Annotated in this window: 16 protein-coding genes; 7 read left to right on the forward strand and 9 right to left on the reverse strand. The window is 63.2% G+C overall.

The features are described 5' to 3' along the window. The first annotated feature begins 5 nt into the window (after positions 1-5). From JG747_RS01540 to JG747_RS01550, 3 genes are all read left to right on the forward strand, one after another. Complete coding sequence (locus JG747_RS01540) at positions 6-962, forward strand: GlxA family transcriptional regulator (protein ID WP_202362214.1); 957 nt, start codon at positions 6-8, stop codon at positions 960-962. Positions 963-1,322: 360 nt separating this feature from the next. Next, the gene (locus JG747_RS01545; protein WP_202361026.1) at positions 1,323-1,775 is read left to right on the forward strand and encodes a DoxX family protein; all 453 of its coding nucleotides are present in this window, start codon (positions 1,323-1,325) and stop codon (positions 1,773-1,775) included. A gap of 110 nt (positions 1,776-1,885) precedes the next feature. Continuing rightward, positions 1,886-2,863: a complex I NDUFA9 subunit family protein gene (locus tag JG747_RS01550; protein ID WP_027047668.1), complete on the forward strand. Its 978-nt coding sequence runs from the start codon at positions 1,886-1,888 to the stop codon at positions 2,861-2,863. A gap of 27 nt (positions 2,864-2,890) precedes the next feature. Here JG747_RS01550 and JG747_RS01555 read toward each other — a convergent pair whose 3' ends face one another. Then, positions 2,891-4,258 carry a cytochrome P450 gene (locus JG747_RS01555; protein ID WP_202361027.1) on the reverse strand — a complete coding sequence of 456 codons (1,368 nt, stop codon included), beginning with the start codon at positions 4,256-4,258 and terminating at the stop codon, positions 2,891-2,893. A 201-nt stretch (positions 4,259-4,459) separates the two neighbouring features. Here JG747_RS01555 and JG747_RS01560 point away from each other — a divergent pair, with 201 nt between their 5' ends. From JG747_RS01560 to gyrB, 3 genes are all read left to right on the forward strand, one after another. Then, the gene (locus JG747_RS01560) at positions 4,460-5,029 is read left to right on the forward strand and encodes an NADPH-dependent FMN reductase (RefSeq protein WP_038651623.1); all 570 of its coding nucleotides are present in this window, start codon (positions 4,460-4,462) and stop codon (positions 5,027-5,029) included. 90 nt (positions 5,030-5,119) lie between these two features. Continuing rightward, entirely contained in the window at positions 5,120-7,750 is a 2,631-nt protein-coding gene (locus JG747_RS01565; RefSeq protein ID WP_069090815.1) for a caspase family protein, read from the forward strand. Positions 7,751-7,895: 145 nt separating this feature from the next. Continuing rightward, entirely contained in the window at positions 7,896-10,367 is a 2,472-nt protein-coding gene (gene gyrB, locus JG747_RS01570; RefSeq protein ID WP_019862771.1) for a DNA topoisomerase (ATP-hydrolyzing) subunit B, read from the forward strand. 179 nt (positions 10,368-10,546) lie between these two features. Here gyrB and JG747_RS01575 read toward each other — a convergent pair whose 3' ends face one another. Continuing rightward, the gene (locus JG747_RS01575; RefSeq protein ID WP_064984402.1) at positions 10,547-11,695 is read right to left on the reverse strand and encodes an alpha/beta hydrolase family protein; all 1,149 of its coding nucleotides are present in this window, start codon (positions 11,693-11,695) and stop codon (positions 10,547-10,549) included. Between the two features lie 320 nt (positions 11,696-12,015). Here JG747_RS01575 and JG747_RS01580 point away from each other — a divergent pair, with 320 nt between their 5' ends. Further along, complete coding sequence (locus JG747_RS01580) at positions 12,016-12,933, forward strand: hypothetical protein (RefSeq protein ID WP_202361028.1); 918 nt, start codon at positions 12,016-12,018, stop codon at positions 12,931-12,933. Positions 12,934-13,008: 75 nt separating this feature from the next. Here the strand turns inward: JG747_RS01580 and JG747_RS01585 are convergent, their stop codons facing one another. The 7 genes from JG747_RS01585 to JG747_RS01615 form a co-directional block, all read right to left on the reverse strand. After that, a complete protein-coding gene (locus JG747_RS01585; protein ID WP_069090813.1) occupies positions 13,009-14,406 on the reverse strand; it encodes an NAD(P)(+) transhydrogenase (Re/Si-specific) subunit beta in 1,398 nt (465 codons plus the stop codon). A 6-nt stretch (positions 14,407-14,412) separates the two neighbouring features. Continuing rightward, positions 14,413-14,838, reverse strand: coding sequence for a proton-translocating transhydrogenase family protein (locus JG747_RS01590; RefSeq protein ID WP_032921464.1), 426 nt, complete (start codon positions 14,836-14,838; stop codon positions 14,413-14,415). Next, positions 14,838-16,109: a Re/Si-specific NAD(P)(+) transhydrogenase subunit alpha gene (locus JG747_RS01595; RefSeq protein WP_202361029.1), complete on the reverse strand. Its 1,272-nt coding sequence runs from the start codon at positions 16,107-16,109 to the stop codon at positions 14,838-14,840. The genes JG747_RS01590 and JG747_RS01595 overlap by 1 nt, the downstream gene beginning before the upstream one ends. Positions 16,110-16,194: 85 nt before the next feature. After that, positions 16,195-16,419 carry an aa3-type cytochrome c oxidase subunit IV gene (locus tag JG747_RS01600; RefSeq protein WP_019862765.1) on the reverse strand — a complete coding sequence of 75 codons (225 nt, stop codon included), beginning with the start codon at positions 16,417-16,419 and terminating at the stop codon, positions 16,195-16,197. Between the two features lie 164 nt (positions 16,420-16,583). Continuing rightward, positions 16,584-16,733 (reverse strand): DUF3096 domain-containing protein, encoded by a 150-nt coding sequence (locus JG747_RS01605; RefSeq protein ID WP_019862764.1) that lies wholly within the window; start codon positions 16,731-16,733, stop codon positions 16,584-16,586. 130 nt (positions 16,734-16,863) lie between these two features. After that, positions 16,864-17,631, reverse strand: a complete 768-nt coding sequence (locus tag JG747_RS01610; RefSeq protein ID WP_202361030.1) for an N-acyl amino acid synthase FeeM domain-containing protein — start codon at positions 17,629-17,631, stop codon at positions 16,864-16,866. Positions 17,632-17,778: 147 nt separating this feature from the next. Then, positions 17,779-20,094 carry a putative bifunctional diguanylate cyclase/phosphodiesterase gene (locus JG747_RS01615; protein WP_202361031.1) on the reverse strand — a complete coding sequence of 772 codons (2,316 nt, stop codon included), beginning with the start codon at positions 20,092-20,094 and terminating at the stop codon, positions 17,779-17,781. Between the last annotated feature and the right edge of the window lie 37 nt (positions 20,095-20,131).

Genomic DNA, 20,131 nt, shown 5'->3' on the forward strand with positions numbered 1-20,131 from the left:
CTGCCATGATCCGGAAGGTGGGCATCATCATTCACCCCGGCTTCCAACTGCTGGATGCGGCGGGCCCGGCGGCGGCCTTTGAGCTGGCGGAAGGCTTTTGTGTCGGCAGCTACACGCTCGATATACTGGCGCCGGGCGGCGGGGAGATCGAGAGCTCATCCGGCATGCGGCTCACGGCCCGACCTTTGTCGATGGAAGAGCCGCTCGACACCGCCATCATCTCCGGTGGCGAAATCATTCGCTCCATGGCTGCCGCACAGGAGATCGTCACCTGGCTCCGGGGCACGGGTGTGAGGCGAACGGCGAGCGTGTGCACAGGCGCCTATCTGCTGGCCGAAGCTGGACTTCTCGACGGCAGGCGCGCCACCACCCACTGGTGGAGCACGCACGACTTCGCACGCCGCTATCCCGCGGTGAAACTCGATGCGGAGCGGATCTTCGTCAGGGATGGCAGCGTGTGGACCTCAGCCGGCATTTCGGCCGGCATCGACCTGTCCTTGGCGCTCATCGAGGATGATCTTGGCCCGGCCATGGCGCGACGCGTTGCGCAGCAGCTTGTCGTGCATCAACGCCGCCCCGGCGGCCAGTCGCAATTCTCCGCCCTTGTCGAACTCGGCGGACGAACGGGCCGCTTTATCGAGCTGATCGGGTGGATGCGCACCGCGCTCGCCCAACCGCTGACCGTGGAGTGCCTTGCCGATCGTGCCGCCATGAGCCCGCGGCATTTTGCGCGCGCCTTCAAGGCGGAAACCGGCACCACTCCGGCCAAGGCCGTGGAACGAATTCGCCTGGAGAGCGCGCGGATCGCTGTTGAAACAGGCCCCATGTCGCTCGATCGCATCGCAGAAGAGAGCGGCTTCGGCGATGCCGGGCGAATGCGCCGCGCTTTCCTCAGAAGCTTTGGCCAGCCACCGCAAGCGCTCAGGCGGGCAGCGGCGGTTTCCCGCAATGGCGGCCGGTGACGTCCTTCGACGCATTCATGTCGCCCCGGCGGTACGATTTTTATCCGCCTTATGAACCTTCCTGCGTGTCGCGGCGACCAATGACTGTCCGGGTTGGGTTTGCCCGGTCGGTGTCTTTTGTCGAATGCGTCCAGGGCTGGGGCGGGCGTCTTACGCCATGCTGATACCGTCTCAGGTCAGGCCGCCTCGTTGGACCCTGGTTTCGACGCGAGTTCACCCGGAAAACCCCGCCTCGTCGGGGTTTTCTGCGTTTCGTCCCACGCGTCCGATAAACATGATCGTAAAAGTTAACTTTAGTTAACTTGACTTGATGGGATCCATCGGGCGTCTGCAGAGGTGTTCACACAGACAGGAGCTACGATGTCCGCAACCACCGACGCTTCCCGCGGCAGACTGATCATTCCGGCGCTCGGCCGCCTGTATTCGTCGCTGCATGACGCTGGCGAAACCGTGCTGCGCGCCGTCGCCGGTGCGTTCCTCGCCATCCACGGCTCGCAAAAGATCACCAATCCTTTCGGCGCCGCCGAGATGGTCGAAGGCCTCGGCTTCTATCCCGGCGCCTTCTGGTCGCTGCTTCTGGCCTGCACCGAATTCTTCGGCGGCATTTTCATCGCCATCGGGTTCTTGACGCGTCCTGCCGCTTTTGCCGGCCTGTTCGTACTGCTGGTCACAGTCTGGTTCCACTGGGTGACCATGGGCCAGGGTTTTCCGGGTGCTGAAAAGTCGCTTTTGTGGGCCGCGATCCTGCTCTTCTTCGTCATTCGCGGCGGCAACCGTCACTCGGTCGACGCCCGCATCGGCAAGGTGTTCTAACCAGCTTTCAAGAGGGGTGACGCGACGACGCGTCACCCTTTGCCTTTGGCGCAAAACCGACTATGAAACGGCTTCAGCCAAGCCATCTGGAAAGTGCGCCGGAGCCAGCCATGACCGAAATCCTGCAGACCCCAAAGCTCGTCGTCGTCTTTGGCGGGTCTGGCTTTGTCGGCCGCCATGTGGTGCGCGCGCTGGCCAAGCGCGGCTACCGCATCCGGGTTGCTTGCCGGCGGCCCGACCTTGCCGGCCATCTGCAGCCGCTCGGCAATGTCGGCCAGATCCAGCCGGTGCAGGCCAATGTGCGCGTGCGCTGGTCGGTCGACCGCGCCGTGCAGGGCGCCGACCATGTCGTCAACCTCGTCGCCATCCTGCATGAGACCGGCCGGCAGAAATTCTCCGCCGTGCACGAATTCGGCTCCCGCGCCGTCGCCGAGGCGGCGCGCTCGGTCGGTGCCGGGCTGACCCATATTTCAGCGCTTGGCGCAGACGCGGACTCCGAATCGGATTACGCGCGCACCAAAGCGCTTGGCGAGAAGGCCGTGCTCGAGACGATCAACGACGCCGTGATCTTCCGGCCGTCGATCAATTTCGGACCGGAAGACAGCTTCTTCAACCGCTTCGCCAACATGGCGCGCTATTCGCCGGTGCTGCCGCTGATCGGCGGCGGCAGGACCAAGTTCCAGCCGGTCTATGTCGGCGACGTCGCCGAAGCGGTGGCGCGCTCGGTCGACGGCAAGATCAATCGCGGCCAGATCTACGAGCTTGGCGGCCCCAATGTGCTCACCTTCAAGGAGTGCATGGAAGAGCTGCTCGCCGTGATCGAGCGCAAGCGCTTGCTGGTTCCCGTGCCGTGGTGGGTGGCCAACATCCAGGCCTCGATCCTCGGCCTGTTGCCCAATCCGCTGCTAACCAAGGACCAGGTGATGCAGTTGCGCGAGCACAACATCGTCTCGGAAGCCGCCGTCAAGGCCAACCGGACGCTCGCCGGGCTCGGCATCCAGCCGCAATCGATCGCGACGATCCTGCCGAGCTACCTCTGGCGCTTCCGCGCCGCAGGCCAGTTCCAGCAGCGCAAGCCCGCGGCTTGATTCACCGCAACCGCCTGAAAGCCACGCCTAGCGCGGCGTGACCTGCATGGGCAGCCCGCCTTGCGGTTGGGTCGTTAGCTTCTGCACCGGCCAAGGCTTGGTCTCGGCCGTCGTGTCGAAGCGGAAGCGCGACAAAAGGATGGCGAGGGCGATAATCGCTTCCTGCATGGCGAAACTGGCGCCGATGCAGACGCGCGGCCCCGCACCGAACGGCAGATACTGGAAGCGATCGATCTTCTCACGGTTGCCTGGGTGGAAGCGCTCGGGCAGGAAGGCGTCGGGTCTGTCCCACAGCTTCCTGTGGCGGTGGACGACCCAGGGCATGACCAGCACGGCCGCGTGCTTGGGGATATAAAGGTCCTTCCACATCTCCGGCTCGATCGGCTCGCGGTTGATCGAGGGCGCCGGCGGATAGAGCCGGAGCGCCTCGTCGAAGGCGGCGCGGGTCAACGGCATGGCGTCGAGCCACTTCGTCGGATCGGGTTCGCGCGCCAGCACCTCATCGATCTCCTGCTCGACCCGATTGCGCTCCCATGGCGATTCGGCGAGGCAGTAAAGCGTCCAGCCCAGCGCCCGCGCGGTGGTCTCATGGCCGGCGCCGATGAAGGTGATGATGTTGTCCTCGACTTCCGAGCGCGTCAGCCCGTCGGGACCTTCGGCCTTCAGCAGCAGCGTCAGGAAATCCTGCGGCACCGCATCGGGATCGCGCCTGAATTTCTCTTCGCGCATCTTGACCGTATCGGTCACGATCTTGCGGAAATAGGCCATGGTCTTGCGGCCGCGGATGCGGGTCAGCCGCGGCAGCCAGTCGGGCGCGCGCAACAGATCGAGCGGATCGACGCGGCCCATGGTCTCGAACAGGCGGTCGATCTCGTTGGCGAAACTGCCCGGCTCGCCCGCGATCTGGCCGGAAAACAGCGTCTCGGCGAGGATATCATAGGTGAGCAATGTCATGTCGTGGGCGATGTCGGATGTGCCGCCCGCTTCGTACCGGGTGACGAACTCCTTGGTGCGTTTCAGCATCGGCTGGGCAAAGCCGAAGATATGGCGCGGCGTGAACACCGGCGCCATCGCCTTTCGCGAGCGCTTCCACACCTCGCCCTCGGCGGTCAGCAGGCCATCGCGCAGGATAGGCCGCAGGATCTTCTGGCGCACCGTCGCCATCTTGTAGTTCTTGGCGTTGTCGACCAGCACATGTCGGATGAGGCCGGGATCGTTGGCGACGATCAGATGGCCACCAACGCCATTCGCGGAAATCCACGGCTCGTTATAGGTATGCTCTCCCCACAATTCGAGCGGATTGCGATAGACAATGCGGATCATCTCCAGCGTCGAAGGCGGCGTTGTGCGCGGCTTCGGCGCGGGGGGAACAAAGGGGGCGGGCTGAATGTCCATGAAGTGCTCCGCTGCTCGCATCAATGTAGTGGCTGGCGATCCCCGCGTCCATGTGACCGGACGGCAGGCAATTCGCCACGCGAAGCAGACGCTCCATTCATCCGATCGTGACCGCCTGCTCCGGCATCTCGCCTTGTCCGCCGGGACGCTCTGCCGTACTGACAGTCACCAACAGATACCGCTTGAGAAAGGAGCCCCGCCTTGAAGCACCAGTTGAGCATTATCATCGGCAGCACGCGGCCCGGCCGCGCCGGCCCGGTTTTTGCCGAATGGCTGGACACATTCGCGCGCCAGCACGGGAAATTCGAGCCGGTGCTAACCGACATCGCCGCGTTCCACCTGCCGGTGCTGGACGAGCCGCACCATCCAAGGCTTGGCAATTATCAGAACGACCACACCAAGGCCTGGTCGAAGGCGATCGACGCCGCGGACGCCTTCGTGTTCGTGGCGCCGGAGTATAATTATTTCGCAGCGCCAGCGATCGTCAACGCGATCGACTACCTGCTGCGCGAATGGAAGTACAAGCCGGCCGCCATTTTCAGCTATGGCGGCGTATCCGGCGGCCTGCGCGCGGCGCAGGCGCTGAAGCCGCTTTTGACGTCGGTGGGGATCATGCCGATCCCGGAAGGCGTCGCGCTGCCGATGTATCAGAAGCTGCTCGACGAGAACGGCGCCTTCAGCGCCAGCGAACAGGTGACCGGCGGGGCCAGGACCATGCTGGACGAGCTGTTGCGCTGGAGCGAAGCGCTGAAGCCGCTGCGCGCTGCCTGAACGGGCCGGTGTTGGCCAAACGCGCCGGCTTGCCCGCGCCGGAAAGAGGTGGAATGGTCGGCAGGTGACGGAGCCCGGGGGCGGTTCGACTTGCGCTTGCTGTTTGCCTTGCTGCTGACGATTGCGACCACCGCCACCGCGGTGGCGGAACGGCGCGTGGCGCTGGTCATGGCAGAGGACGACTACCGGCTGGTGCGGCCGCTCGCCAATCCCATCCATGACGGCGAGGCGATGGAAGCCGCGCTTAAGAAGCTCGGCTTCGAGGTCACCCTAGAAACCAACCGGGACCTTCGGCGCATGCGGCGCGCGCTCGACGACTTTCGCGAGGATGCCAAGGGCGCCGATGTCGCGCTGGTCTATTTCTCCGGCCATGGCGTCGAAATCTCAGGCGACAACCGGCTGCTGCCGGTCGATGCCGACGCGTCTTCGCTCGATCAACTGGACAAGACCAGTCTGCCGCTGGAGGAGGTGCGCGATGCCGTCGCCGCGACCGCCAAGGTCGGGCTGATCGTGCTCGATGCGTGCCGCAGCGATCCGTTCTCGGCAAGCAGCGGCGAAGGGCGTGGCGCGACTTCGCTGGCGAAGGATGTCGCCGACAAGGTCAAGCCGGGCCTCGGCCGCGTCGGGCGTGCGGAAAACATCCTGTTCGCCTTCTCGGCCGCCCCGGGCGAGACCGCCGCCGACGGCACCGGCCAGAACTCGCCCTTCACGACCGCGCTGACCAAATATCTCGGCACGGATGGATTGGAGATCCGCTCGGTGCTGACCTTGGTGCAGCAGGAGGTCTATGACCTCTCGCGCGGCAAGCAACTGCCTTATGTCGAAAGCGGCCTGCCGAAACTGTTCTTTGCCGCTGCCGCCAAGGAACAGCTGCCGGAACGCGAACGGCTGCTGCTCGCCATGGCCGACGTGACCCCGGAAATGCGCGGCGAGGTCGAACAGATCGCCAGCGACGCCGATATGCCGCTGGCGCCGCTTTATGGCGCGCTGATCAGTTCCGACGCCAACCATCTCTCCGCCGACAGCCTGAATGCCCGGCTGCGCGAGGCCGCCGACGCCTTCGTCAAGGTGCGCGGCGAAATGAAGACGCTCGCCTCCGACGATCCGCAGGTGGCGGAATTGCGCCGGCAGGCCGAGGAACAGCTTTCGCTCGGCGCCTTCGATGGTGCCCGCGCTCTTCTCGCCAAGGCCGCCGCCATCGACAATGTTTCGCGCCAGGCGCTGAAGGGCAATTTCGTCAGCCGCACCCTGTCCGAGGCCGCTACGCGCTTCCTATCCGGTGGTGCGGCGCGCGCCGACCTCGACTACGCCACGGCCATTAGTGACTATGAATCGGTGCTGGCGCTCTATGGCGAGGCCGGGCAGACCTCGCTCAACCTGGAACAGGCCGATCGCCAGAGCCGCACGCTGGAGGAACTCGGTATTCTCTATACGACGGTGGGCAATGTCGAGGCGGCCGGCCGCGCCTTTACCGCGCTGTTGACCAATCTCGAGCAGCGGTCACGTCAGGAAACCGACCCCAGCGTCAAGCGCGATCTCGCCATCAGCCACATCAAGCTCGCCAACATAAAGATGGTGCAAGGCGACCTGCCAACCTCCCTGGAGCACTATGAGGCGGCCCGGGACATGCTGCGGGACCTGACCGCAAGCGTGCCGGACGAGAAAGGCTGGCTCGGGGATCTTGCCATGGCCAATGACAAGATCGGCAACGTGCTGGCAACGCAGGGCGATGTGGGTGCGGCGGCCAAGGCCTACCAGCAAAGCCTGTCGATCAAGCAGAAATTGGCCGATGCCGAGCCGAACAGCGCCTACCTGCAGCGCGACCTGACCATAACCTATGATGAAATCGGCGACCTTGCCCGGACCGCGGGACAGTTGGACGACGCCCAAACGGACTTTGAAGAGAGCCTGAGAATTCGGCTTGTGCTGGCCAAGAACAAACCCGATGACCCTGAGCGCCAGCGCGCGGTTTCTGTCAGCCACGAGAGGATTGGGGATGTACTGCGCGAGCGCGGCGACGCCGCCGGTGCGCTCGCGGCCTACAGCAAGAGCCAGGCGATCGCCGAGGAACTGGTACGCCGTGACCCTAACGACACCGACTTGAAGCGCGATCTGTCGATCAGTTACGCCAAGATCGGCAACGCGCTCAACGACCAGGAGAACTGGCCAGCGGCACTGGCTTCCTATCAGCAAGCGCTGGCCGTAGCGCGCGAACTTGCCGCTGATGACCCCGGCAACACCGACTGGCAGCGCGACCTGTCGGTCTGCCTGGAAAAAGTTGCCGGTGTGCTTGATGCCCAGGGCAATGTCGGCGGCGCATTGCAAAACTACCAGGATAGTCTTGCCATTGTCGACCGGCTGGCCAAGCTCGATCCAGGCAATTCCGACTGGCAACGCGACCTGTCGATCACTTTGTCGGAAATCGGCATGCTGGAGACCAAGCAGCGCCACTTCGAGGGCTCCAAGAAGGCCTTCGAGGCCAGCCTCGGCATCCGCCAGAAACTGGCTCAGTCCGATCCGAACAATGCGATCTGGCAATTTGATCTGGTACAGGCCTACATCAACTACGCGTATGTGGCGAAGGATCCGAAGGCCGTGCTGACCAAGGCGCTGAACCTGACGCTGGAGCTCGACCGCACAGGCCGGCTGGCTCCAAGAGACAAACCCACGATCAAATATTTGCGCGGCGTTCTCGCCAAATTGAACGCCCGGAAAAAATAGCCGGCTGCCAGCCCGGGATTCGGCCCGGAAATGCCCGCAAACCTTGGAAAAACCGCCTTTAGCGCCTATATCTACGCTATATCAGACGCGCGATTCGGGGCCGATTTTTCGCGCTGTACAAGCGGCATCTAGACAATAGGTTTTCATGAGCGACCAGACCGAGAACACCAACGGCGCCGAAGCCGAATACGGCGCCGATTCCATCAAGGTTTTGAAGGGCTTGGACGCTGTCCGCAAACGCCCCGGCATGTATATCGGCGACACTGACGACGGTTCGGGCCTGCATCACATGGTCTACGAGGTGGTCGACAACGCCATCGACGAGGCCCTGGCAGGGCACGCCGACCTCGTCACCGTGACGCTCAACCCCGATGGTTCGGTGACGGTGATCGACAATGGCCGTGGCATTCCGACCGATATCCACACCGGCGAAGGCATTTCCGCGGCCGAAGTGATCATGACGCAGCTGCATGCCGGCGGCAAATTCGACCAGAATTCCTACAAGGTGTCGGGCGGCCTGCATGGCGTCGGCGTCTCGGTGGTCAACGCCCTTTCGGCATGGCTGAAGCTCAAGATCCGCCGCAACGGCCAGATCTTCGAAATGAGCTTCACGCACGGCAATGCCGATGCGCCGTTGAAGGCCACGGGTAGCTACGAGCAGGACAAGCAGCCAGGCACCTATGAGGGCCGCAGCGGCAGCTCGATCACCTTCTTCCCGTCGGCCGAAACCTTCACCATGGTCGAGTTCGACTTCGGCACGCTGGAGCACCGGCTGCGCGAGCTCGCCTTCCTCAATTCCGGCGTGCGCATCATACTGACCGACGCCCGCCACGCCGACGTCGTGCGGCATGAACTGCACTATGATGGCGGCCTCGAAGAGTTCGTCAAGTATCTCGACCGGGTCAAGAAGCCGCTGATCGAGAAGCCGATCGCCATCAAGGCCGAGCGCGACGGCATTACGGTCGAAGTGGCGATGTGGTGGAACGACAGTTATCACGAGAACGTGCTGGCCTTCACCAACAACATCCCGCAGCGCGATGGCGGTACCCATCTGGCCGGTTTCCGTGGCGCGCTGACGCGCCAGATCACCGGCTATGGCGAATCCTCGGGCCTGACCAAGAAGGAAAAGGTCTCGCTGATCGGCGACGATTGCCGCGAAGGGCTGACGGCGGTACTGTCGGTCAAGGTTCCCGATCCGAAATTCTCCTCGCAGACCAAGGACAAGCTGGTTTCCTCCGAGGTCCGCCCGGTGGTCGAGGGGCTGGTCAACGAGGCGCTCGGTACCTGGCTGGAAGAGCATCCGACCGAAGGCAAGGTGGTCATCGACAAGGTGATTCAGGCCGCGGCGGCGCGCGAAGCCGCGCGCAAGGCGCGCGACATCACCCGCAAGAGCTCGCTCGGCGTCACGTCCTTGCCCGGCAAACTGGCCGACTGCCAGGAGCGCGATCCGGCGAAATCCGAAATCTTCATTGTCGAGGGTGACTCGGCCGGCGGCTCGGCCAAGGGTGGCCGTTCGCGCCAGAACCAGGCTATCCTTCCCCTGCGCGGCAAAATCCTCAACGTCGAGCGGGCGCGTTTCGACCGCATGCTCGGCTCCGACATGATCGGCACGCTGATCACGGCGCTGGGCACCTCGATCGGCAAGGACGAGTTCAACGCCGACAAGCTGCGCTACCACAAGATCATCCTGATGACCGACGCCGACGTCGACGGCGCCCATATCAGGACCTTGTTGCTCACCTTCTTCTTCCGGCAGATGCCGGAGCTGATCGAGCGCGGCCATCTCTACATTGCCCAGCCGCCGCTCTACAAAGTGACGCGCGGCAAGAGCTCGCAATACATCAAGAATGAAAGCGCCTTCGAGGAGTTCCTGATCGAGTCCGGGCTGGAGGAAGCGTCGCTCACGCTGGGCTCGGGCGAAGTGCGTACCGGGCAGGATCTGCGCGGTGCGGTCGACGACGCGCTGGCTGTGCGCCAGCTCATCAACGGCCTGCACACGCGCTACAACAGAGGCGTGGTCGAACAAGCGTCGATCGCCGGCGGTCTCAACCCCGACGTCTTCAGCGATCTTGGCCGCGCCAACGCCATGGCGGAGCGGATCGCGCAACGGCTCGACATCATCGCCGAGGACACCGAGCGCGGCTGGACCGGCCGCATGTCGACCTCGAATGACGGCAGCGGCGGCTATGTCTTCGAGCGCACCGTGCGCAGCGTCAAGGAATACGCCCATCTCGACATGGGGCTGATCAATTCGGCCGACGCCCGCCAGCTCGACCGCTACGCACAGCGCCTCAGCGAGGTCTACGGGACGCCGCCCGTGCTGCGCCGCAAGGATGTCTCCGAAGTCGTCTCGGGGCCACTGGCGCTGCTCAACGCCGTCTTTGCGACCGGCCGCAAGGGGCTGACCATGCAGCGCTACAAGGGTCTCGGCGAAATGAATGCCGAGCAATTGTGGGAAACCACGCTCGACCCGAATGTGCGCTCGCTGCTGCAGGTCAAAGTCAACGACGCGACCGATGCCGACAGCCTGTTCTCACGGCTGATGGGCGACGAGGTCGAGCCACGGCGCGAATTCATACAGGACAACGCGCTGTCGGTCGCCAATCTGGATATTTGATGCATGTCGCCCAAAACCGTGCAGCGGTTTTGGGCAAACGATATGCACAAGAGTCTGGAGCGGTTCACCGTTTCACGGAAACGGCGAACCGCTCCATCTCTTTGTTTTAACGCAATTCCGGACGGAAAACCGCTCACACTTTTCCTGGAATTGCTCTGCGCGCGTCCGCTGAATCCGCTTCAATGCGACGGGCTTTGAGACTGTAACGATGCGCTGAAGAAGTCTGCCAGGGCGGCGTTCAGGCGCTGATGGAACGCGGCCCGGTCAAAGCCGGGTGCGTCGATGCAAATTTCGGGAGCAGCGGCGCGCCGTCCGGCACCGCATGGCGGCAGGAACGCATAGTGACCCGCCAGGGGTTCGACACGATACTCCGGCGGTCGCGGCAGCGCCGAACGGATCTGTTCCTCATACCAGGGGTCGGGTTGATGCCGGTCGTCGGCCGCGCGCCATAGAAGCACCGGGATCTGAACCGCGGCGAGGCCGGCGCGGTCAAAGGTGAAGCCGAACGCCGGCGCGGCAGCCGCGATGGCGCGAATTCGCCGATCAGGCTGCCACGCATCCGGTGGCGGCTGGACCGCTTTTGCAACGGAATGGACCCCCGCTTTCGCCAACGCCGTGCAAAGATCGTGCTGCGGGTTTGCCGCACAGTATGGGTCGATCCTGCCGAGATCGGGTATTCCGCCCGCTTCGATCAGTACGGTGAAGCCGCCATTCGAGAATCCGAAGGCGCCGATGCGCTGCGGATCGATGTCGGCGTGCTCCTGCCAGTCCTTCAGCATGAAATCGATCAGCCGGCTTAGCTGGGCTGGCCGGCGCCATAACATCAGCACCTTGCTCTGGTCGTCGAAAGTATCGCCGGCGTGGCTGACCGCGGCGACGATGAACCCCGCTCTCGCCAGCGCGATCGCCGTATCATAGTGGCCGGCATAGGATCCGCCGCCGCCATGCGAGATCACGATAAGCGGCAGCGCATGGCCTTTTACCGGACCGGAAGGCGCAACGCGCTGGTGGAAGCCTTCCAGCGGTACATCGCGCGGCTCGGCTGAAGTCGGGTACCAGATACCGGCAGCCAGCGGCGCCTCTCCGCCATTGGGTATTTGAACCGCTTCGAAGCCCACGGGAGAAAGATGCGCGGTGTCTTCGGCAGCCGAACTGGCCGATGGCGCGCCGATCGGCGCACCAGCTGCAGCGGCAAGGGCCGCGCCCCAGGTGAACAGACCAGAGAGCAAGACCAGGCCGACGAAAATTGCCGGGCGCAGCCCGCGGACAGGAGCAGAAATCCGCCGGGCTTTTGCTCTTTGCTTCTTCTGGAATCTCTTCAGAGCCATTTGGCTTCCTGTTCGGCAAGGCACTTCGAAGAAAATTCGTCCAGATTTCCGCTTTTGCCCGACACGGCCTATGGGTCAAATCACAACAACATGATCACTTGAGACATTGGTGCGGAGCGACGCTCCGAATTGTTCCATCGCCGGCAAACAAAATCATTTTATAGCCCGCCGGAACGGAAGCCCTCTCGGGACATTGTGCCAACATCGATCACAATTTCTCACAGGAGGCCTTCATGGGACGTGGTATTTTGCTCTGGTTGCTCGGTATTCCGATCCCGATCATCATCCTCATCATGCTGTTCGTACGGTAGGGGGCGTTGATGCAGCCCACCGTATCGGCTATCGACCTATCCGCTTCCGAAGAATCCTCCGCGACAGCAGTCAGTTGGGGACCGATCATTGCCGGCGCCTTCGCGGCTTCGACGCTGACTTTCATCCTGATGCTGCTCGGCTTCGGTCTTGGGCTCACCATGGTCTCACCATGGTCGGGCTCTGGTGCGTCGATCACCACCTTCGCGGCGTCGACCGCGATCTGGCTGGTTATCGTGCAATGGCTGTCTTCCGGAGTCGGCGGCTACCTAGCGGGGCGCCTGCGTACCAAATGGGTCGGCATCCACACGGATGAGGTCTATTTCCGCGACACGGCGCACGGCTTTCTTGCCTGGGCGTTGGCCACGTTGCTTGTCGTCGGTGTCCTCGGCTCTGCGCTTTCCGCAGTGCTTGGCTCGGGCGTGCAGGCCGTGTCCACGGTGGCGTCGGGTGCAGCCCTGGGAGCATCTGCCGGTGCCTCAGCCAATGCCGGCAATGCGTCGGCCAACAACGCGACCTCCTATTTGGTGGATTCGCTGTTTCGTCCCGCCGATCCGAGCAAGCTGGCTGCTGCCACTCCGGATGGGGATGCCGCCGCTGTAGGCCAGGCCTCGCGTATCCTCGTCGCCAGCGCCGCCGCGGGTGAGATTTCGGGCGACGACAAGACCTACCTGGCGCAACTGGTTGCCGCCCGCACCGGCCTTTCCGAGGCCGACGCCAAGGCGCGCGTCGATGCAATGGTTGCCAAGGTCGAGGACGCCAAGGTCAAGGCCAAGCAGGCGGCCGACAGCGCCAGGAAGGCCAGTGCGACCTTCGCCCTGCTCGGTGCCTTGTCGCTGGTCATCGGCGCCTTCATCGCCAGTGCGGCCGCGGCCCTCGGCGGCAGGCAGCGCGACGAAGAGGAAGCGGTTTTCCTGACCAGCCGCTGAGCCTAGGCTTGCGCCAGAAATGAAAGAGCCCGGCACCAGAGCCGGGCTCTTTGCTATTTCTGCCTATCGGCCGTATCAGTGATCCATGGCCTTGACGATTTCCTCGGTCATCTTCTTGGCGTCGCCGAGCAGCATCATGGTGCCGTCCTTATAGAACAGCGTGTTGTCGATACCGGCATAGCCGGAGCCGAGCGAGCGCTTGACGAACAGGCAGGTGCGCGCCTTGTCGACGTCGAGGATCGGCATGCCGTAGATCGGCGAGGACTTGTCGTCGCGGGCAGACGGGTTGGTGACGTCGTTGGCGCCGATGACATAGGCGACGTCGGCCTGGGCGAACTCCGAATTGATGTCCTCGAGCTCGAACACTTCGTCATAGGGCACGTTGGCTTCGGCCAAGAGCACGTTCATGTGTCCGGGCATGCGGCCGGCCACAGGATGAATGGCGTACTTCACGTCGACGCCGTTGGCCTTGAGCTTATCGGCCATTTCGCGCAGCGCGTGCTGCGCCTGGGCGACCGCCATGCCGTAGCCGGGCACGATGATGACCTTCTGCGCGTTCATCATCAGGTAGGCGGCGTCGTCGGCCGAGCCCTGCTTGACCGTGCGCTCGATGCCGTCGTCGGCCGCAGCCGCCGTCTCGCCGCCGAAGCCGCCGAGGATGACCGAGATGAAGCTTCGGTTCATGCCCTTGCACATGATGTAGGACAGGATCGCGCCGGACGAGCCGACCAGCGCGCCGGTGATGATCAGCGCCAGATTGCCGAGCGTGAAGCCGAGCGCGGCCGCCGCCCAGCCCGAATAGGAGTTGAGCATCGAGACGACGACCGGCATGTCGGCGCCGCCGATCGGGATGATCAAAAGTATGCCGAGCACCAGCGAAGCGGCGACGATCAGCCAGAAGACCAGCTTCGATTCCGTGCTGACCAAAAGCACGATCAGCACTATGAGCGCGGCGCCGAGAGCCGCGTTGATGAAGTGGCGACCGCCGATCATGATCGGCTTGCCCGACATGCGGCCATCGAGCTTCAGGAAGGCGATGACCGAGCCGGTGAAGGTGATGGCGCCGATGGCGACGCCGAGGCTCATTTCGATCAGCGCTTGTGCATGGATGTCGCCCGCCGTGCCGATGCCAAAACTTTCCGGCGCATAGATGGCCGCCGCCGCGACCATGACGGCGGCGAGGCCGACCAGCGAGTGGAAGGCGGCGACCAGCTGCGGCATCGAGGTCATGGCGATGCGGCGCGCGGTGACGGCGCCGACGCCGCCGCCGATGGCGAGGCCGAGCACGATGAGGCCGAAGCGGCCCGCGGACGGGGTCGCCAGCGCCAGCGTGGTGGCAATGGCTATGCCCATGCCGATCATGCCGTAGAGATTGCCCTGGCGGCTGGTGGTCGGGTGCGACAGGCCGCGCAACGCCATGATGAACAGGACGCCGGAGACGAGATAGAGGAAGGACGCGAAGTTGGCGTTCATGGCGCTCTACTTGTCCTTCTTCTTGTACATGGCCAGCATGCGCTGGGTGACGAGGAAGCCGCCGAAGATGTTGACCGAGACCAGCATCAGCGCGACGAAGCCGAAGCCGGCGGCAATGCCGGAGGCGGCGATGCCGACGGCGAGCAGCGCGCCGACGACGATGACGGACGAGATGGCGTTGGTGACGGCCATCAGCGGCGTGTGCAGCGCAGGGGTCACCGACCAGACGACATAGTAGCCGACGAAGATCGCCAGCACGAAGATGGCGAAGCGGAAGACAAAGGGATCGATGGCGCCGCCGGACAGGGCGTGCGCGGCATCACCCGCCGCCTCGGCGCCGCCTGGAGCATTGGCCAGGTTCTGCACCGCCAGCCGGACGGCGGCACTTGCCTGGTCCAGCTGGTCCAGGGCTTTCTGCAGGGTCTGATCCATCACGCTGTGCCTTTCGACTTGGGCGAGGACGACTTGGATGCGGCAGGTTTCTTGGCCGCGGTCTTTTTCGGCGTGGACGCGTCGGCGACCATGGTCTTGGCCGGGATCGCCGCGGGTTCGACACGCGGCTGCTGGTCGGCCTTGGCGAAGGCCGGATGAACCACCTTGCCGCCGTCGGTCAGCATCGTCGCCTTGACCAGATCGTCGTCGCGGTTGATGGCGAGCGTCTTGGTGGCCTTGTCGACCAGCGTCTCGAGGAAAGCGAACAGATTCTTGGCATAGAGAAGCGAGGCGGACGCGGCGACGCGGCCTGGCACGTTGAGGTGGCCGACGATTTTTACGCCATTGGCCGTGGTCACCACCTGACCCGGCCGAGCACCTTCGACATTGCCGCCACGCTCGACGGCGAGGTCGACGAGCACCGAGCCCGGCTTCATCGAGGCGACCATCGCCGCCGACACCAGCTTCGGCGCCGGCCGGCCTGGAATCAGCGCCGTGGTGATGACGATGTCCTGCTTGGCGATGTGCTCGGCGGTGAGTGCCGCCTGCTTGGCCTGGTATTCCTTGGACATTTCCTTGGCGTAGCCGCCGGCTGTTTCGGCGGCCTTGAACTCTTCGTCCTCGACGGCCAGGAACTTCGCGCCGAGCGAGGCGACCTGTTCCTTGGCGGCGGGGCGCACGTCGGTGGCGGTGACAACGGCACCAAGGCGGCGCGCCGTGGCGATCGCCTGCAGGCCGGCGACGCCGACGCCCATGATGAAGACTTTCGCCGCCGGCACCGTGCCGGCCGCCGTCATCATCATCGGCAAGGCACGATCATATTCCGAGGCGCCGTCGATGACCGCCTGATAGCCGGCGAGATTGGCCTGGCTGGATAGCACGTCCATCGATTGCGCCCGGGTGATGCGCGGCATGAATTCCATCGAGAAGGCAGTGACACCGGCCTTTGCCAGCGCCGCGACGACGGCATCGTTGCCGTAGGGATCCATGATGGCGATCACGGCCGCACCCGATTTGTAGCTCTTCAGCTCGGTTTCATCAGGCCGGCGGACCTTCAGCACGACATCGGCCTTGGCAACGTCCGCGGCCTTGCCGATGGCGGCACCCGCCTTGGCAAACTCTTCGTCGGGGATGCGCGACCTTGTGCCGGCGCCGGTTTCGACAATCACGGCGAAGCCCAGCCCCGCCAGCCGCTTGACCGTATCGGGCGAGGCCGCGACGCGCGGCTCGTTCGCATCAAGCTCACAAGGGATGAAAACCGTCTGTCCCACCGCATGATCCTTTCGGCTGGAACCTGTTTGCGCAAAGTCGGCCGGAATATCCGGCGAGGTCAATGGCAACTGGGTTTTGGAAGGTCTATCGCAGAATGAAGGCGCCGGCGGCCATGATCAAGGCGAACAGGATAAGTGCCGAGAAGAAACCGCCCGCGAAGAAACCGAAGGCCATCGCGATAAGCAGCGCGCCGCAGAAAAGCGATCCATATTTGGCCAGAGCGAGAAAGCCCGCATAGGTGCGGTCATGCTCGGCATAGTCCATCTTCGCGCCCAGTTCGACAGGACCGGTCGGCGAGTGATCAGCCATAGGAATACCCCTTCGAAGACATCTTTCAGGCACATAGCGAAAAGCCGGCCCGAGAGCAATGGCGCTATTGCCGCATTGGAGCCGACAACTGCCTCAAGGGAAAATTGAAACCGCCGACCGGTTCGGCGAAGGGTGGCTGTTGCGGCAGGCCAGCTCGGCGGCGCTCAGCCAGCGAGGTGCGGGAAAAGCCCGAGCAGCCCGACGACGATCAGATAGAGCGCGACGATGTAGTTCAGCAGCCGTGGCATGATCAGGATCAGCACACCGGCGATCAGCGAGATAAGCGGCGTGAGCGCAAGCTGGGAAATATGCATGTCGGGGGTCCTTTCCAGAGGCGATGGCATCGGCTGATGCTGCCACTGATAACGCCGTCAGGCCTGGAAAGCTCCATCGGGATGCATCGTTACCCAATGACGAGACATGAGGCCCTTGGGCCGCGTGCGCTTAGGCCGCTTCGAAATATTTGGCGGTGGGCAGGATGGTCAACGGCGCCAGTTCACCCCTGTTGGGGCATTGGAAAAGCATGCGTTGCTCGAACGTCGTCGAGTTGAAGAACGGGAAGCGATCCAGCGTCGCCTGCATGTTTTCGGAGCATTTCGACTGGTACAGATGCACGGGAACGGTAAGCCCGGGATAGTTTCGCGGGGGCACCGCCTGCTCCGACCTGAAGATGCGGTGATAGAAAGCGGAATGTTCTTCCTTGATCGCCGTCAGGCAATAAGTCGGCTTGAAGTGACTGCAGGCAACCACCGCCAGCCTGAGCGTAATGTATGGCAGCACCCGCAGGCTGCTCGACCATTCGAGATCGGCCGCGAACCGGCTTGGATCGACGAAAGTCTCACCGGCCGCCAGACGCCGCGCCAGCACGTCGCCGAAAACATCGGTACTGGGTGAAACAGGGTATCTCGCGCTGGCATAATGGAGCCTGATGGTGCTGACGAGCACACCGTCGAAGAACACGCCAAAGCGATAGGAATTGGGCAGATCGTCGAAACTGTCCTTCACCATGCGGGAAGCCATCGGCTTCACCATGCCGGCGTGAAGGTAGGAGTTGTAGCGGAGCCTGTAGATCGCCTCGAGGTCCTCGGCGCCATCGCAGAGCCGATATTCCACGTGCTCCAGAACATCCATGACGTGATCCGAGAACACTGACGGGCGATGCTTATCGCTGGTCGCAGCCGCCAGCGGCGTACCCAATACCTTGTTTTCCATTTTGTCCTCGCACCGCCACACAACGACAATAGCGAAGCGCCGGAGGAACAAGAAGCAAAATTGCCAGCTTTTGCGTTTACCCTAAATTAACGTTAACAAATGGTAAATTGCGGGCGCAGCGGCGCTTTGGGCAATCGATGGCTGATTTCAGGTGGCGACGCGCCTCGCAACCGGCTGCAATTCCGCCGCGAAAGGCCAGGTCACGTTGGACATGGTTTCGATGCCCGACGCGCTGAGCGCTGCGCCGAACAGGAAGCCCTGGACAAGATCCGGCTTCACCGAATGCAGCAGGACCTTGAGCTGCTCGAATGTTTCGACGCCTTCGATAGTGACTATGAGTCCCAGGATACGGGCCAGGTCGACGACGCCCTTCAGCAGCTCCAGCGAGCGCGGATTCTGGGTGACGTCCATCACGAAGGAGCGGTCGATCTTGATCTTGTCGAGGGGCAGCTTGTGGAGATAGCTCAGGCTCGAATAGCCGGTGCCGAAATCATCAAGGGCAATGCGCACGCCAAGCTGCTTCAGTTCCTCGATGTATTGGCGGGTCTGCGACTTGTCATCCAGCAGTGCGGTTTCGGTGACTTCGATCTCAAGGCGGTTGGCCGCCAGCCCGGAAACCTCCAGCGCTTCGCGAACCTTCCGGATGACGTCGCCATTGCGAAAGTCCCTGGCGGACAGATTGACCGAGACGCTGGTCTGGTCGGGCCATTTGGCGCATTCGAGGCAGGCGGCCTGAAGCACAAAGGCGCTGATCTCTGAAATGATGCCCATCTCCTCGGCCAGCGGGATGAAGACGCCGGGTGAAATCGGTCCGAGATCGGGATGGTCCCAGCGGCACAGCGCCTCGCAGCTGGCGATGCGCATGGTGTCCATCGCCACGATCGGCTGGTAGACGACCCGCAGGCTCCTGCTTTCCACCGCGCTGCGAAGATCCGCCTTCATCAGCTGCCGGTTGCGGAACGCGGCGTCCATTGCCGCCTCGAACAGCCGCCAGCCGTTCTTACCAAGCTCCTTGGCCTTGTAGAGCGCGAGGTCTGCCTTGACGATCATGGCGTCGACATCGGTTTCCGCGACCTTGGACAGAACCGCGCCGGCGCTGGCCTGGATCCGCAATCCATGCCCGGCGACGTCCACCTCGCCCTGCAATGCCGCGAAGATCTCGTCGATCTGCATGGTCAGATGGCTCTCATCCTCGATGCGGTCGAAGAAGACCATGAATTCGTCGCCGCCGAAACGGCTGACGGTGATGCCTTGCCCGGCAACGGCGGCGAGACGCTCGGCGACCGCGTAGATCAACCCGTCGCCGATCGGATGGCCGAGCGTGTCATTGACGCTCTTGAAATCGTCGAGGTCGAGCACGGCCAGGCCGCACAGCCGGTCGCGCTCTCCGGAAGCCATCAGCTCGCCGACCAGTTCATGGAAATAAGCGCGGTTCGGCAGACCGGTGAGGTTGTCGTAGCGCGCCATGAAACGGATCTTTTCCTCCGCCTCGACACGAGCCGTGACGTCTTCAAAGGTGATGACACCCAATTCCTGGTTGCCTTCGCGAGCGGAGAATTCGTAGTGCTGCCCGTTGGAGAAGGAGACAAGCACCTTGCGGTCACGTCCCTCGCGCAGCGCGCGCGTCAGTTGCGCCTCCACGTAGCGGCAATCCTTCGGTGCCAGCATGCCGCCGGCGACGCCGCGCAGCAACAGCGAATGGATCGACCGTCCGAGCAGTTGGTCCGGCGACCTTAGTGACATCAGACGGGCGGCTTCAGCGTTGCCGACGACCACCTTGCCGTCGGGGCCGAGCATCACCAGACCATGCGACATGGTGTTGAGGGCGCGGTTGAACCGCTGTGCGATCTGTCGCGCCTGCTTGTGTCCAACGACCGCCGAAAACAACACGTTGCGGACGTGGTCGGCACTGCCCTTGATGATAAACATGAAGGGAATGATCAGCAGGCCCAGCACGACATAGGGGATGTCGAGCCTGAGGATGAGCGCCGCGGCGATCGGCCCGACAAAGGTAACCGCGAAGATCATTACCATGCGCGGCGACCCGTAATTTCGGCCGACGACGGTCACCAACGAAGCCATCGTTACCGACAGCGCTCCGATCTCTGCATAGGAATCGGAGTAGACATAGATGGAGATGAAGCAAAAGAACCCCAGCAACAACCCTTGAAGGCTGCCCTTCAGGATGTATTCGCGCTCCCACTTCTTTGCATCGGCGGCGTCGTGCATTTCGCCGCCCGAGCGGTGGAACCGCCGCAGGCTGAAGTAACGCCAGACGCCGATGCCAAGCAGCGCGCCCGCCAGAGCCAGAAAAACCGGCTGGCCATTGCGCCAGTAAACCATGAGGCTGATGACAGCGTGACAAAGCGCGCCGATTATCAGCATGTGCGCGTTGTCGAACAACGAGCGCACAAACTGGATATAAACATCCACGGGGATGTTATCGGCTTTTGTTTTGCCCATTACTGGCGCCCAATGAGCCCCAGCCTTGGCATAGTCC

The organism is Mesorhizobium sp. 131-3-5, from assembly GCF_016756575.1.
Taxonomy (GTDB): Bacteria; Pseudomonadota; Alphaproteobacteria; order Rhizobiales; family Rhizobiaceae; genus Mesorhizobium; species Mesorhizobium jarvisii.

Coding starts and splice junctions, on each gene's coding strand:
- JG747_RS01540 (WP_202362214.1), top strand. CDS start 6: ATGATCCGGAAGGTGGGCATCATCATTCACCCCGGCTTCCAACTGCTG.
- JG747_RS01545 (WP_202361026.1), top strand. CDS start 1,323: ATGTCCGCAACCACCGACGCTTCCCGCGGCAGACTGATCATTCCGGCG.
- JG747_RS01550 (WP_027047668.1), top strand. CDS start 1,886: ATGACCGAAATCCTGCAGACCCCAAAGCTCGTCGTCGTCTTTGGCGGG.
- JG747_RS01555 (WP_202361027.1), bottom strand. CDS start 4,258: ATGGACATTCAGCCCGCCCCCTTTGTTCCCCCCGCGCCGAAGCCGCGC.
- gyrB (WP_019862771.1), top strand. CDS start 7,896: ATGAGCGACCAGACCGAGAACACCAACGGCGCCGAAGCCGAATACGGC.
- JG747_RS01575 (WP_064984402.1), bottom strand. CDS start 11,695: ATGGCTCTGAAGAGATTCCAGAAGAAGCAAAGAGCAAAAGCCCGGCGG.
- JG747_RS01580 (WP_202361028.1), top strand. CDS start 12,016: ATGCAGCCCACCGTATCGGCTATCGACCTATCCGCTTCCGAAGAATCC.
- JG747_RS01585 (WP_069090813.1), bottom strand. CDS start 14,406: ATGAACGCCAACTTCGCGTCCTTCCTCTATCTCGTCTCCGGCGTCCTG.
- JG747_RS01590 (WP_032921464.1), bottom strand. CDS start 14,838: ATGGATCAGACCCTGCAGAAAGCCCTGGACCAGCTGGACCAGGCAAGT.
- JG747_RS01600 (WP_019862765.1), bottom strand. CDS start 16,419: ATGGCTGATCACTCGCCGACCGGTCCTGTCGAACTGGGCGCGAAGATG.
- JG747_RS01605 (WP_019862764.1), bottom strand. CDS start 16,733: ATGCATATTTCCCAGCTTGCGCTCACGCCGCTTATCTCGCTGATCGCC.
- JG747_RS01610 (WP_202361030.1), bottom strand. CDS start 17,631: ATGGAAAACAAGGTATTGGGTACGCCGCTGGCGGCTGCGACCAGCGAT.
- JG747_RS01615 (WP_202361031.1), bottom strand. CDS start 20,094: ATGGGCAAAACAAAAGCCGATAACATCCCCGTGGATGTTTATATCCAG.